Source organism: Kibdelosporangium phytohabitans, assembly GCF_001302585.1.
GTDB classification, from domain to species: domain Bacteria; phylum Actinomycetota; class Actinomycetes; order Mycobacteriales; family Pseudonocardiaceae; genus Kibdelosporangium; species Kibdelosporangium phytohabitans.
This window is the reverse complement of the sequence record NZ_CP012752.1, coordinates 5,900,434-5,914,431: the sequence shown is the minus strand read 5'-3', so window position 1 is coordinate 5,914,431 and position 13,998 is coordinate 5,900,434. Positions and strand designations below refer to the sequence as shown.

Below are 13,998 nucleotides of genomic sequence, written 5' to 3'. Positions count from 1 at the left end.
GCGGGACACCACGGTGAGCGAGGCGTCCACTTCGGATCGGAACCGGCGACCAGCATGTGCCGCCGCTGTCCGCCGAACCGGCCCGTCGTCATCCGATCACCGTTCCCTCAAAGCGATTCCGGGCAGAACGCGATGCCCGGGAATGGTCCGGGCGACCGCCGTGGCGTGGATCAACGGCCAGCGGGTCACGAATCCGGCGATCTGCTCGAACGTAACCACGGCGCGGGAGGACTCACACTCCAGCGGGTGCGTTTTAAGGCGACAGAGGCTGTCATTTCGTCCAAGTCAGATTCTAAACATCACCTTGCGTGAGGTTGGGCCGGACACGCCTCGCCCAAACAACCGCAACGGAGCAATTCCGGCCCCGCACGGGTCGCGAAAGCTGGTTCGGGCGGCGTTCCGCGCAACCTCGCATAGCATGGACTCCCGCATCGGCGGAGGAACGCTCATCCGCTTTGGTCGCAACAGATTCGGAGAACAGCGCGGAGTTCCGCGTTCCACGTGGACGCTCTCGACCAGAAGAGCTGGAATCCCCTTGACTGGTCACGCAGTTGGGTGCGGTGGTGCCGCCGGGTGACCCTTCCACTCTGAGGGACAGGAACGGGCCGCCGTCGTCCACGTCACCGCTCAGCCCGGCGGCTCGCCGACAGTGCGGCCCAGCCGTGCCGGATCGGTCCGGGCCAGGGCCTGCGAAGCGGTGAGCTGCCAGCCACTCTCGTACGCCTCGGCGAAACGCTCGTCACCGAGCGCGGCCCGGCTCCGGCTGCTCAGCGCGAGCACTTGCAGATCGGTGCGGTCGTGAGCGCCGCGCAGGCGGGACGCCGCACCGAGCACGACGGCAACGTCTGGGAACCGCCGTCCGGCCCCCGTGCTGTGGGCCACTTCGCCGGTATGGCGGTCGACCCGGCGAGAGTCGACGTCGGCGCGCTGCCGTACCGGCTGCCCAGCCCGGTGCTGCAAGGCGTGATGACCAGCCTCGAAGCGGTCGAGTCGGTGCTGTCCGCACGAGCGGCCGAACTCGGCGTGGAGATCCGCGGCGGAGTCGCGGTCTCCGCCGTCGAGCAGGACGAGGACGGCGTGATCGTCCGTGCCGGTGAACAGGAGTTCGCGGCGCGCTGGGCCGTTGGCTGCGACGGCGGCCGCAGTGCCGTGCGCGGGCTGGCGGGCTTCGACTTCGCCGGCACCGAGCCGCAGTTCACCGGCCACACCATGCTCGTCGGCATCGCCGATCCCGAGCAGCTCGATCCCGGCTTCAACCTGACGCCGACCGGCATGTACATCCAGATGCCCGTCGCGGGACACGTCGCCATGATGGACTTCGACGGCGCTTTCGACCGTACGCAGCCGCCCAGCCAGCAACACCTCCAGGCCGTGCTGCGCCGCGTGTCCGGCACGGACGTCACGCTGACCGGCGTCCGGCTCGTCTCGACCTTCACCGACCGGGCGATGCAGGTGACGACGTACCGGCGGGGCCGTGTGCCGCTCCCTGTCGACGCCGCGCACATCCGTTCCCCGCTGGGCGGGCAGGGCCTCAACACCGGCCTCGGCGACGCCATGAACCTGGGGTGGAAGCTCGCGGCGGTCGTGCGTGGGCAGGCGCCCGAAGGGCTGCTCGACACCTACACCCGTGAACGCCATCCGGCCGGCGCCCGGGTGCTCGACTGGACTCGTGCCCAGACAGCCGCCATGCGGCCGGACGCGCACGGCCAAGCGGTGCAGGACGTGATCCGCGACCTGCTCGGCACCAGGGACGGCGCAACCTACGTGTACGAGAAGTTCTCCGGCGCGTCGCTGCGGTACGACCTCGGCGGCGAGCATCCGCTGACCGGCCGTGACGCCCCGGACTTCCAGCTGACCGACAGCACTCGCCTCGGTGATCTGATGCGGGACGGCCGCAGTGTCGTGCTCGACTTCACCGCAGCCGCAACCCTGCGCGATTCGGCAGCGGGCCGGGACCACCGGCTGCGTTACGTGGCCGGTACGGCAAAGGACGACCTCGGGCTGGGTGCCGTGCTCGTACGGCCGGACGGCATCGTCGCCTGGGCGGGTGAACGCGACTTCGACCGGACGACGTTCGAGCGGGCCGTCAACCGGTGGCGTGGCGACTCCCGAACCCACCCAGCGGAGTGATCTGGCCTTAGTACAGCACCCGCTGTACTGTTTGCTGTGTGCTGAAGTGTGAGACCCGCGGGGATGCCCTGGCCCGGCTGGGCAAAGCACTGGCCGACCCCACCCGCTGCCGCATCCTCGTCGCGCTGCTCGACGGCGTCAGCTACCCGGCGCAGCTCGCCGACCACTTGACGCTGACCCGCTCCAACGTGTCCAACCACCTGTCCTGCCTGCGCGGATGCGGCCTGGTCGTGGCCACCTACGAGGGCCGCCAGGTCCGTTACGCGCTGGCGGACGCCCACCTCGCACGCGCGCTGCGCGAGTTGGTCAAGGTGGTACTCGCCGTCGACACCACCGAGCCTTGCCTCAACGACCACGTGACCGCGGCGGAGCCGGCACGATGAGCGCCGATCCTGGCCGCATCGACCTGTCGCTGACGCACGACGGGTGTTGTGCACCCGCCAGGACGATGCTGGACCCGCAACGACGCTCAGTGCTCACCCGCCGGGTGCGGCTACTCGTCGCCGCGACCATCACCTACAACGTGGTCGAGGCGATCGTCGCGATCACTGCCGGGTCCATCGCCTCGTCCACCGCGCTGATCGGCTTCGGCCTGGACTCGGTCATCGAAGTCGCCTCGGCGACCGCGGTGGCATGGCAGCTCTCCGGTGCCGATCCCGAGCAGCGCGAACGGACAGCACTGAAGGTGATCGCGGTGTCGTTCTTCGCGCTCGCCGCGTACGTCACGGTCGAGTCGGTGCGCTCCCTGCTGGGTGCCGAGGATGCCGACCACTCGACGGTCGGCATCGTGCTGGCAGCGGTGTCGTTGCTCGTGATGCCGTTCCTGTCGGCCGCGCAACGACGAGCCGGACGCGAACTCGGCTCGGCCAGCGCCGTCGCCGATGCCAAACAGACCTCGCTGTGCACCTACCTGTCCGGCGTGCTGCTGGCCGGCCTGCTGCTCAACTCGCTGTTCGGCTGGTCGTGGGCCGATCCGCTCGTCGCTCTCGTCATCGCCGCTGTCGCCGTGCAGGAAGGTCTCGAAGCCCGGCGGGGTCGGCATTGCTGCTGAGCACTCAGCCGGAATCGGCCACGGCCGACCCAGCATCAACGAAGGAGCAGCTCATGGCCGAGATCCCGGAAGTCCTGTTCGTCTGCGTGCACAACGCCGGCAGATCCCAGATGGCCGCAGCGCTGTTGCAGCACCACGGGCTCGGGCGCATCGCCGTCCGCTCCGCCGGCTCCGAACCGGCGGACAGGGTCAATCCCGCCGCCGTCGAGGCACTGGCCGAGTGGGGCCTGGACATCACCACCGAGGTGCCGTCCAAACTGACCACTGGCGACGTGCAAGCGTCCGATGTGGTCATCACCATGGGATGCGGCGACACCTGTCCCGTGTTCCCGGGCAAGCGCTACCTCGACTGGCGACTCGACGACCCGGCGGGCAAGGGCGTCGACGCCGTCCGCCCGATCCGCGACGACATCGACCGCCGCGTGCGCAGCCTGGTCGCCGAACTTCTGGACTAGCTTCAGGTTCGAGGACCGTACGGGATCACCTCGACGCATCCGTGACGGCCGTGAAAGGCAACGGGCAGCCGGGGACTCCGGCGCACGCGATCAGGTCGTCGCACCCCGCTGCCAGTGCCGCGCGCAGCGTGTCGCGGATGACGGCGAGACCCGCGAGTTCGGCCTCGACCTCGGCCAGCTTCGCCGCCAGTCCCGCTGCCGGACGTGCGGTACCGTGCCGGTGACGGCCGAGCTCCAGCAGTCCGGCCACTTCGTCCAAAGTGAATCCCAGGCTCTGCGCGGCCTTGATGACACGCACCACGGTCACCGCCTCCGGCGGGTACACGCGGTGCCCACCCAACGTCCGCTCGGGCTCAGCCAGCAGACCACGCCGTTCGTAGTAGCGCAGTGTCTGCAGGTTCACCCCTGCCGCGTCCGCCACCGCCCCACTGCGCAACCCAGTCACGACGCTGTCCCGGCAGACTGAGACACAGCACGTGCGGCAAGAGCCGTCAGTACCTCGACGGGCGCCGAGGCCACCTCCAGCGCGAGCCTGCCTGCGGTTGCCGTCAGGGTGAATTGGAAGAACGAGCAACACGCAGTCTCCCGCACCACCAGCCCAGCCACTGTCTCCGCCACGTCTGCGGTCGGCGCCAGCTCCAGCCGCAGCAGCGACGGCTCGGGCCGCTCGATCCCGCGCACGGCCGCAGCGAACAGGTCGTCGAACTCCGCCTCTCGCAGCGGCTGCTCGGCTGTCGGCAACGTGCACGCCTCCGGCACCCACGATGCCGCCCCGGCGACCGAAGTGGCGGCCAAGTCTGACTCTCCGGTGCTCATAGCCCCACGGTAAGCCTGTACCGGGGTACCGGATGCAACCCGGTCCTCCGGCAACACGTGAACTCGGGTGGTTGTCAAGAGCTGATCACATGGTGCGACAGGTGTTCGCGGTCCCCCGTCCGGCATTAGCCTCGGCGCCCGTCAGCGGGATCAGCTCGGAGTGAGGTGTGACAGCGTTGGGACAGCAAGGTTTCAGCAGGCGTCGATTAGCTGCGCTGGCGGGCGCGGCGGGTGTCGGAGTGGTCGCGCCGGGCTGGGTGCCCGCCAACGCCGACACCGAGCAGCCGTTCGAGGCGCAGCGCGACGCGGGTGGTACCGGCGGACGGCCGAACCTGCTCGTGATCCTGGCCGACGACCTCGGGTGGGCCGATCTGTCCAGCTTCGGCGCGCCGGAGATCAGGACACCGAACCTGGACCGGTTGGCCGCGTCCGGTGTGCGGTTCACACAGTCGTACTCGGCTTCCGCGGTGTGCTCGCCGACCCGGTTCGGGCTCTACACGGGCCGTCACCCCGGCCGGTTGCCCGGTGGCCTGAAGGAACCGATCAGCGCGCCGAACGAGATCGACGGCATCCCCATCGGCCACCCGACGCTGGGCTCGCTGCTCAGGGGTGTGGGGTACCGCACCGCGCTGATCGGCAAGTGGCACTGCGGTTACCTGCCGTGGTTCAGCCCGACCAGACTGGGCTGGGACGAGTTCTTCGGCAACTTCAGCGGCGGCCTCGACTACTTCTCCAAGCTCAACCACAACGGCGACTACGACCTCTTCGAGAACGAGGTCGAGTACCACGACCTGCGCTACTACACCCGGATCATCACCGAACGCGCGACCGAGTTCATCGGCAGGCGGCACCCCCGCCCGTGGCTGCTCAACCTGAACTTCACCACGCCCCACTGGCCGTGGGAAGGCCCCGGGGACCGCCGCGTCAGCGACGAACTCAGCAACCGGCTGAAAGCCGGCGAGGGCGGTGTGCTGTTCCACAACGACGGCGGATCGCTGGCCAAGTACCGGGAGATGGTCGAGGATCTGGACAAGTCGATCGGGCAGGTGGTCGACGCGCTGCGCCGCGCCGGACGGCTGCGTGACACGGTGGTGTTCTTCGCCAGCGACAACGGTGGTGAACGGTTCTCCAACACATGGCCGTTCTCCGGCGGCAAGGGGCAGGTGTCCGAAGGCGGCATCCGCGTGCCGACGATCCTGAGCTGGCCGGACCGGCTCAGGCCGCGCCAGGTCCACGACGGGCCGGTGTCCACTGTGGATTGGACGGCGACGTTCCTCGACATCGCCGGTGCCAAACCGGATCAGAAGTACCCGCTCGACGGCACCAGTCTCGCCCCGCACCTGCTGCGCGGTGCCGCCTTCCCGCACCGTGACCTGTTCTGGCGGATGAGGGGCCAGCGGGCACTTCGCCGCGGCGACCTGAAGTACGTGCGGCTCCCCGACGGCGCCGACCGCCTCTTCGACGTGGCCACCGACGTCCGCGAACAGGCCAACCTGGCGGCGAAACGGCCCGCCGACCTGGCCGCCCTGCGTGCGGCGTGGGAAGCGGTCAACGCCACACTCGTGCCGTACCAGGCATAGCCCACCCCTGCCGCGGTGCCGCCGACCGCCCTCATCGGACTTGGGCATTCGCGGTCCCGGCGGAGCACGTCTCCACTACACTCCCGCCCGTGGATCTTCTGGCCGCGCACACCCTCGTCGTCGAACAGCCGTGGTCCGCAGGGAAGATCCTCCTGCGGACCCGGTACCACGCCGATGTCTACGACAAGCGCGACGGACACCTGGCCACGGTCGGCGAGCGGAGCACATCTCGGCTCGCCCGGCCCGTGCGGCTGACACACCTGTCAGGCAACACGCCGTTCAAGCTCACCGTGAACCGACCGGACGGCGTCACGCTGCTGACCGTCGACAAAGGCATCTCCGTGCTGCGTCCGCGGATCCGCGTCAGCGGTATGGACGGGCACGAACTGGGTTCGATCGAGCGGGACGACCGCAAGAGCTACCCGATCACGGACCGCACGGGCGCGACGATCGGGGCCTTCGACTTCCCGTCGGGCCGGTTCACGGCAGCGGACGGCACCGAGGTGGCCACGATGGAGCACCGCGTCATCGCTCGGCGCGCCGGCCGCCGGGTGGGCCGCATTGTTCTGCATGTGCACCCGAATGCCTCAGGGCCCCTGCGCGTACTGGTGATCGCGACCGTTCTGGCGCTGGACGTGGTGCGCGGTAACGGAACCGCGCTGGACAACGCGATCCTCTGGAACTGACGGTTACCGGTTCCCGCACATACGCCGAAACACGGCATTCCATAACAGAAACCATGTTTCACATTGCCGCGCTCCAGCAAGCTTCTGGCCGACCGAAAAGTGTTGTCAACCTTTCGGGTTACCGATTCGATCAAGCTGGAGATCGACACGTCGTTACCGATTGCCGGGCGCCGCGTGACCTCGTGACCAGCGCTGACATATCGCCTGGTTAACGACGATTAACACGGCGCCAAATACGGAAATCCCGCTTAAACGCGGGATTCCACAGAAGTTGACTCCATAAGAATCGGTTATGTTCTCCGTTAATTACCACAGACGGAGGTACCAGCCAACGGACCGGCACATTACTTTCGGTACTCGTCAGCCACAGTCGCCGATCATCGCGAATACGATCTCGTGAACGCGGCCGAGCCGACGGGTCGCAAACCCGACGGCACACTCGCAGGCGCGACAATTTTTCCACCACTGCCAGACGAGCGGTGCGATCGCCTCGCTGATCCACGGCGCGGACAATGCCGAGGATCGTCTTGTGAATTCCACGAAACAACGATCGTGTCCGCGTACCGCTCACCGACTACCGAGGGGTTGAGAGGTGAACGAATCATTCGGCGGCGCCGCTGTCGGCTTGTCCGGTGGCCAGCCGGCGTCCGGCGCCGCGGAACCGCACGACCAACTCGTGGTGCGGAAGTACGGCGGGTCGTCGCTGGCCAGGCCCGAACTCGTCCGTGGCGTGGCCGAGGATCTGGCGACGCTCGCCCGCGGCGGAAAACGCGTCGTGGTGGTCGTTTCGGCAATGGGCGACACCACTGACCGTCTGGTCGCGCTGGCCGGGCAGTTCGCCGAGCGGCCCCGAGGCCGCGAACTCGACCAGATGATGGCGACCGGTGAACAGGTGTCGGCCGCCGCATTGGCTCTCGCGGTGGCGGAACACGGCGTCGACGCCGTCTCACTGAGCGGTGACCAGGCCGGGATCACGGTGGCCGGGCCACCCGGAGCCGGGGTGATCGTCCGGATCGACCCGTCGCGGATCACCGAGCTGCTCCGCGGCGGCCAGGTCGTCGTGATCGCGGGTTTCCAGGGGCGGGACGAACGCGGCGAGGTCCGCACGCTCGGCCGGGGAGGCTCCGACACCACGGCCGTCGCCCTCGCAGCCGCGCTGGCCAGCCACGCGTGCGAGATATGCACCGATGTCGACGGTGTGCGCACGGCGGACCCGCGAGTCGAGCCGAGTGCACGGCCGATACCGGCGATTCCCTACCAGACCATGGCTGAGCTCTCGTACTACGGCGCGCGAGTGCTGCATCCGCGTTCGGTGCGGCTGGCGGAACGAAAAGGTGTGCCTGTGCGGGTTCTGCACTCGGCACGTCCCGGACCGGCCACCCACCTCGACGACGGCGACCCGATGGAACAAGGCCACGAGGTGTACGGCATCGCCCACGAGACAGGCATCCGGCTTGTGCGGCTCACCGGCTCCATGCTGCCGCCGGGAGAAACACTGCGCGCCCTCGCGGGACTGGTCAGTCACGGGTTGCGCCTGGACACGCTGACTTCGCCGGTCGCCGGCGATCTGTGTTTCACAGTACGCGGCACCGCACCACTCACCGACCTGCTGCCCGGCGTCGCCCGCCACCTGGGTGCACAGTGGACAGTGCAGGACGACCTCGGTTCGGTGTCCGTGATCGGCACCGCCCTGCTCGACGAACCGACCTGCCTGGCCGAGCTGCTCCACGTCATGGGCGCGCTGGATGTCGGCGTGCCCGCAATCATCACCTCGCCGTCCCGGCTCACCGCCGTGGTACCCGCGGATCGCGTTGACGACGCTGTGCGGGCGCTGCACCGCACGTTCGGTTTGGACACGCCCGGAGCCCGGCTGTGACGGCCCGGCAAAGCCCAGCTGGGCTGCTCGACGCCGACAGCCGCGTCCTGACCTGCGGCGGGTTCGACCAGCGGATCAGATGGACGCGTGGCGAACGGCTCGAGCACCTCTTCGAACAGCACTGCGACCGGGTTCGCGCGAACGGCCTCGGTGAGCGGTTCGCCGTCGACACCGGGGCCGTTCGCCTGACCTTCGGCGATCTCGACGAACAGGCCAACCGGCTCGCCCGCCACCTGCTCGCCCGCGGTGTCCTGCCCGGCGACCGGATCGGCCTGCTGTTCGACCGGCCAACGCACGCCTACGCCGCGATGCTGGCCGTGCTCAAGATCAACGCGGTCTACGTGCCGCTGGATCCCGCGTTCCCGGACGACCGGCTCGACTACATCGCGCGGGACGCCGGAATGCGGCTCGTGGTGTCATTGCGCGGTTTGCGGGACAGATTCGAGTCGCTCGGCGTCGACGTGGTCTACGCCGACGAAGACGAGGCGGCCATCGCCGCACAGCCCGGTGGGCGGTTGACCGCGACGGAGAAACGCACTCCCGTGGACGAGCTGTGCTACATCATCTACACCTCCGGTTCCACCGGACGCCCCAAAGGCGTCGCGGTCGACCACTCCAGCATCTGCAACTTCGTGCGCGTCGCCGTCGAGGTCTACGGCATCGTCCCCGGTGACCGCGTCTACCAGGGTTTGACGATCGCCTTCGATTTCTCGGTGGAGGAGATCTGGGTTCCGCTGCTGTCCGGTGCCACGCTCGTACCGAAACCGGCCGGTGCCGGCCTCGTCGGCCGCGACCTGCACGAGTTCCTGCGGGACAACAGGATCACGGCCCTGTGCTGCGTGCCGACCCTGTTGGCCACTCTGGACGACGACCTTCCCGACCTGCGGTTCCTGCTGGTGTCCGGGGAGGCGTGCCCGCCGGACGTGATCAGCAGGTGGCACCGTCCCGGCCGCAGGCTGCTCAACGTCTACGGCCCCACCGAGGCCACGGTCACCGCGACGTGGGCGGAGCTGCGGCCGGGCCGGCCGGTGACGATCGGCGTCCCGTTGCCGACCTATTCCGTGGTCGTGCTCGATCCCGCCGAGCCGAGGGCGCTGGCTGCCGGTGACCTCGGTGAGATCGGCATCGCGGGGATCGGGCTGGCCGCCGGGTACCTCAACCGCCCCGATCTGACCGAACGCGCGTTCGTGCCGGACTTCCTGGGGATCGGGGACAACCCGTCCGGCCGCATCTACCGCACCGGAGACCTCGGCCGGATCACGCCAGAAGGCCAGATCGAGTACCACGGCCGGATCGACACCCAGGTCAAGGTCAGGGGGTACCGGATCGAACTCGCCGAGATCGAGTCGGTCCTGCTGCGGGTCCCCGGCATCGCCCAGGCAGTGGCGGGCACGTGCGAGCCGCAGCCGGGCAGGACCGAGCTGGTCGCCTACTACAGCCTGCGCCGCGACACCCCGGCCGTGGACCCGCAGGACCTGCGCCGCGAACTGCGGGAGCGCCTGCCCGCCTACATGGTTCCCGCGTACCTGGAGCGGCTCGAGTCCATTCCGATGACGCCGAACGGCAAGGCGGACCACAAGAATCTGCCCGCGCCGACCGGACCGCGCGGTGCCGCCGGGGAGCCGGATCACGTGCCACCGGCCACCGGCACCGAGCGGGTGCTGGCCGAGGCCTTCGCCGACACCCTCGGCCTGGACCGGGTCTCGGTGACCGGGCACTTCTTCGACGAGTACGGCGCGGACTCGTTGCTGCTGGCAGGGTTCTGCGCGCGATTACGGGAAAGCACCACCCTCGCACCGGTGTCGATGCGGGAGGTGTACTCCCATCCCACGGTCCGTGCCCTGGCCGCGGCGCTCCCCCGGACGATGCCTGCCGTCGCCACAACGCGGCCTGCCCCACCTCGCCGGGCATCCACACCCGCGTACCTGCTGTGCGGACTGTACCAGGCGGTGGTTTTCGTCGCCTACCTCTGCGGCTGGGGACTGGCCGTCGACATCGGACTCACCTGGATCCACACCGCTCCCGATCTCGTCGACAGCTACTTGCGCTCGGTCGTGGCAGCGGCAAGCATGTTCGTCGCCTTGTCCGTCCTGCCCGTCGCCGCGAAGTGGATCCTCGTCGGACGCTGGCGACCTGGCGAGATCCCGTTGTGGAGCTTGGCGTATCTGCGTTTCTGGACGGTCAGGACCCTGGCCAGGTCCAGTCCGCTGGCGGTCTTGCCCGGCTCACCGCTGTACACCGTCCACCTGCGGGCCCTGGGCGCGAAGATCGGCAAAGGCGCACTGATCCTGTCCCGCAATCCCCCGGTCTGCACGGACCTGCTCGAAGTCGGTGCGGGCGCGGTGATCCGGAAGAACACCTACTTCACCGGGTACCGCGCCGAGGCCGGGCGAATACGGACCGGCCGGGTCGTCATCGGCGGCAACGCGTTCGTCGGCGAAGGTTCGGTTCTCGACATCGACACCGCGATCGGCGACGGCGCCCAACTCGGTCACGCGTCCTGCCTGGCCACAGGTCAGGTCGTGCCCGCGGGTCAGTCCTGGCACGGCTCGCCCGCCGAGAAGTGCACAGTCGACTACCAAGCGCTCGCTTCCACCCGGCGCGGTCGCGTCCGGCCGCTGCTGTACGCCGGGTCGCAAGTGCTGATGCTGCTGCTGTTGTCGTTACCGGTGGTCCTCACCGGCACCGAGATGCTGGCCGACCTGGTGTACCCGGACACGGCACCGGACTTCACGAGCCGGCAGTTCTACTACGACCAGATCGTCAACTCGCTGGTGCTGTACTTCGGTTCACTGGTGGCCGGGCTGCTTTTCGTGTGCACAGTGCCACGCCTGATCAACGTGCTGCTGCAACCGGACAAGGTGTACCCGTTGTACGGTGTGCGGTACTCGGTCCAGCGCTTGATCGCGAGAGTGACCAACCAGCGCCCGTTCACCTACCTGTTCGGCGACAGCAGTTACATCGTGCACTACCTGCGCGGACTGGGATACGACCTGTCGAAGGTCGAACAGACCGGATCGAACTTCGGCATGGAGGTCCGGCACGAATCCCCGTACCTGACCACGGTGGGCACAGCGACCATGGTCTCCGACGGGTTGTCGGTGCTGAACGCGGACTTCTCCGGTTCCTCGTTCCGGCTGCGGCACACGTCCGTCGCCCCGCAAGCCTTCCTCGGCAACAGCATCCACTACCCACCGGGCGCACGGGTGGGCCGCAACTGCCTGCTGGCGACCAAAGTCCTCGTCCCCTTGGACGGGCCGGTACGCGAGGATGTCGGGCTGCTCGGTTCGCCCGCGTTCGAGATCCCGCGTTCGGTGTCACGCGACGGCCGGTTCGACCACCTCAGCACCGGCCTGGCCCTGCGCACAGGCCTGGCGGCCAAGAACAGGCACAACCTGCTCACCATCCTCTGCTACTTGCTGACCCGGTGGCTGCACCTGCTCGGCATCGTGCTGATCGGTGTCGCCGCGGGACATGCGCACGCGAGTACGGGCGCGTTCGCCGCCGCGGCGGGACTGCTGGCCTCGCTGCTGTTCTCGATCGCGTTCCAGCTCGTCACCGAACACGCCGTGCTGGGTTTCCGGCGGTTGCGGCCCCGGTTCTGCTCGATCTACGACCCGGTCTTCTGGCGGCACGAGCGGTTCTGGAAGAACAGCGCGGACCGCTACCTGGCGCTGTTCAACGGCACTCCGTTCAAGAACCTGCTGTGGCGGCTGCTGGGTGTGCGGACCGGACGGCGGCTGTTCGACGACGGCTGCGGCATTCCCGAGAAGTCACTGGTGCGCATCGGCGACGACTGCGTGCTCAACGCCGGCAGCACGATCCAGTGCCACTCGCTGGAAGACGGGACCTTCAAGTCCGACCACACGACCATCGGCGACGGCTGCACGATCGGAACGGGCGCTTTCGTCCACTATGGAGTAACCATGGGCACGGGCGCGGTGCTCGACGCCGACGCGTTCCTGATGAAGGGTTCGCAACCGCCGCCCGGCTCGCGGTGGCGCGGCAACCCCGCCACCGAACTGGCCACCCCGAGGAGGCTGCCATGAATCCCGTCCGAACCGGGACGGCCGAACCGGTCGCCCGCGTCGCCGGCGACCTGCCAGGCCCGCGCTCCACCGAGTTCCTGGCACACCAGCAACACTGCGAGTCCAACGCGAGGGCGTACCCCCGCCACCTGCCGATCGCGATCGCCGAGGCGAGCGGCAGCTTCATCAAGGACGTCGACGGGAACGTCTTCATCGACTTCCTGTCCGGGGCCGGGGTGCTCTCGCTCGGGCACAACCACCCGGAAGTGGTCGACGCGGCCGTCGCGCAGTTCTCGGTGCTCAGCCACGGCCTCGACTTCCCCACTCCGGCCAAGCGCGAGTTCACCGACGCCCAGCTGTCCATGCTGCCGGTGAGCACGCGCAACCGGATGAAGGTGCACTTCTGCGGCCCAACAGGGGCCAACGCGGTGGACGCGGCGCTGAAACTCTGCAAGACCGCCACCGGCCGCGGGGACGTGGTGGCCTTCCAGGGCGGGTTCCACGGCTCGACCCACGCCGCGATGGCCCTCACCGGTCTCGTCACGCAGAAGCAACCGATCGCCAACGGGATGCCCGGCGTGCACTTCTTCCCCTACTCCTCGTGCTCGGACTGCCCAGTCGGGCTCTCACCGGACAGCTGCCAGACCAACTGTGTCGGCTTGCTGGAGAAGTCGCTGCGCGACCCCAACGGCGGCGTGCCCCGGCCCGCCGCGGTGGTGATGGAGATGATCCAGGGCGAGGGCGGCGTCATCCCGGCACGGCACGACTTCGTGCACCGCGTGCGTGAACTGACCGCGCAGCTGGACATTCCCCTCGTGGTCGACGAGGTGCAGACCGGTTGCGGCCGCACCGGCACCTGGTTCGCGTACGAGCAGTACGACATCGAACCGGACGTGGTCGTCGCGTCCAAAGCGTTGAGCGGAATGGGATTGCCGGTCGCGCTCATCTTCTACGACAGGCGGCTCGACACGTGGACGCCCGGCGCGCACACGGGCACCTTCCGCGGCAACCAGGCGGCGTTCGCGGCGGGCACCGCCACCATCCGCGTGGTCCAGCGTGACGATGTGCTGGGCAACGTCCGCCGACGGGGTGAACAGCTGGCGAACCGGTTGTCCGTCCTGCACGACCACCCCGGCGTGCGGGAGGTGCGCGGACGTGGCCTCATGTGGGGCGTGGAACTGGCCGCGGGCGAGAGTGCTCGTGCGATCCAGGCCATGGCGCTGGGGAACGGGCTGATCGTCGAACTGGGCGGCCGCGGTGACACCGTCGTCCGGCTCATGCCGCCGCTCAACGTGACAGCCGACGTGGTCGACCAGGCGTGCGCGATCCTGATCGACGCCATCGAACACTGCGCTTCCGGCGGCTGACCGACCCGA

Annotated in this window: 12 protein-coding genes; 9 read left to right on the top strand and 3 right to left on the bottom strand. The window is 68.6% G+C overall.

Annotated features, from left to right (window positions below):
* Positions 1 to 627 precede the first annotated feature (627 nt).
* Positions 628 to 780 carry a hypothetical protein gene (locus tag AOZ06_RS54565; RefSeq protein WP_218921779.1) on the bottom strand — a complete coding sequence of 51 codons (153 nt, stop codon included), beginning with the start codon at positions 778 to 780 and terminating at the stop codon, positions 628 to 630.
* Between the two features lie 18 nt (positions 781 to 798).
* On the opposite strand from AOZ06_RS54565, the gene AOZ06_RS26690 reads away from it, so the two are divergent.
* From AOZ06_RS26690 to AOZ06_RS26675, 4 genes are read left to right on the top strand one after another with little or no spacing between them, the layout of a single operon-like run.
* The gene (locus AOZ06_RS26690; RefSeq protein ID WP_269465373.1) at positions 799 to 2,130 is read left to right on the top strand and encodes an FAD-dependent monooxygenase; all 1,332 of its coding nucleotides are present in this window, start codon (positions 799 to 801) and stop codon (positions 2,128 to 2,130) included.
* Positions 2,131 to 2,168: 38 nt separating this feature from the next.
* Positions 2,169 to 2,513, top strand: a complete 345-nt coding sequence (cmtR, locus tag AOZ06_RS26685) for a Cd(II)/Pb(II)-sensing metalloregulatory transcriptional regulator CmtR (protein ID WP_054291912.1) — start codon at positions 2,169 to 2,171, stop codon at positions 2,511 to 2,513.
* Positions 2,510 to 3,181 (top strand): cation efflux transmembrane domain-containing protein, encoded by a 672-nt coding sequence (locus tag AOZ06_RS26680; protein ID WP_157233254.1) that lies wholly within the window; start codon positions 2,510 to 2,512, stop codon positions 3,179 to 3,181. Before cmtR ends, AOZ06_RS26680 begins: the two co-directional genes overlap by 4 nt.
* A gap of 53 nt (positions 3,182 to 3,234) precedes the next feature.
* On the top strand, positions 3,235 to 3,636 hold the full coding sequence (locus AOZ06_RS26675) for an arsenate reductase ArsC (protein WP_054291911.1): 402 nt from the start codon (positions 3,235 to 3,237) through the stop codon (positions 3,634 to 3,636).
* Between the two features lie 25 nt (positions 3,637 to 3,661).
* Here the strand turns inward: AOZ06_RS26675 and AOZ06_RS26670 are convergent, their stop codons facing one another.
* Together AOZ06_RS26670 and AOZ06_RS26665 are read right to left on the bottom strand one after the other, a co-directional pair.
* Complete coding sequence (locus AOZ06_RS26670) at positions 3,662 to 4,081, bottom strand: MerR family transcriptional regulator (RefSeq protein ID WP_054291910.1); 420 nt, start codon at positions 4,079 to 4,081, stop codon at positions 3,662 to 3,664.
* Positions 4,078 to 4,452, bottom strand: coding sequence for a hypothetical protein (locus tag AOZ06_RS26665; RefSeq protein WP_054296935.1), 375 nt, complete (start codon positions 4,450 to 4,452; stop codon positions 4,078 to 4,080). The genes AOZ06_RS26670 and AOZ06_RS26665 overlap by 4 nt, the downstream gene beginning before the upstream one ends.
* A 167-nt stretch (positions 4,453 to 4,619) precedes the next feature.
* On the opposite strand from AOZ06_RS26665, the gene AOZ06_RS26660 reads away from it, so the two are divergent.
* The 5 genes from AOZ06_RS26660 to AOZ06_RS26640 all read left to right on the top strand — a co-directional run bounded on the left by AOZ06_RS26660 (position 4,620) and on the right by AOZ06_RS26640 (position 13,989).
* Positions 4,620 to 6,032: a sulfatase family protein gene (locus tag AOZ06_RS26660; protein ID WP_054291909.1), complete on the top strand. Its 1,413-nt coding sequence runs from the start codon at positions 4,620 to 4,622 to the stop codon at positions 6,030 to 6,032.
* An 89-nt stretch (positions 6,033 to 6,121) separates the two neighbouring features.
* A complete protein-coding gene (locus tag AOZ06_RS26655; protein WP_054291908.1) occupies positions 6,122 to 6,718 on the top strand; it encodes an LURP-one-related/scramblase family protein in 597 nt (198 codons plus the stop codon).
* 592 nt (positions 6,719 to 7,310) lie between these two features.
* Positions 7,311 to 8,594 (top strand): aspartate kinase, encoded by a 1,284-nt coding sequence (locus tag AOZ06_RS26650; RefSeq protein WP_236951750.1) that lies wholly within the window; start codon positions 7,311 to 7,313, stop codon positions 8,592 to 8,594.
* Positions 8,591 to 12,643, top strand: a complete 4,053-nt coding sequence (locus tag AOZ06_RS26645) for a Pls/PosA family non-ribosomal peptide synthetase (RefSeq protein ID WP_054291907.1) — start codon at positions 8,591 to 8,593, stop codon at positions 12,641 to 12,643. Before AOZ06_RS26650 ends, AOZ06_RS26645 begins: the two co-directional genes overlap by 4 nt.
* Positions 12,640 to 13,989: a diaminobutyrate--2-oxoglutarate transaminase family protein gene (locus AOZ06_RS26640; protein WP_054291906.1), complete on the top strand. Its 1,350-nt coding sequence runs from the start codon at positions 12,640 to 12,642 to the stop codon at positions 13,987 to 13,989. The genes AOZ06_RS26645 and AOZ06_RS26640 overlap by 4 nt, the downstream gene beginning before the upstream one ends.
* The last annotated feature ends 9 nt before the right edge of the window (positions 13,990 to 13,998 follow it).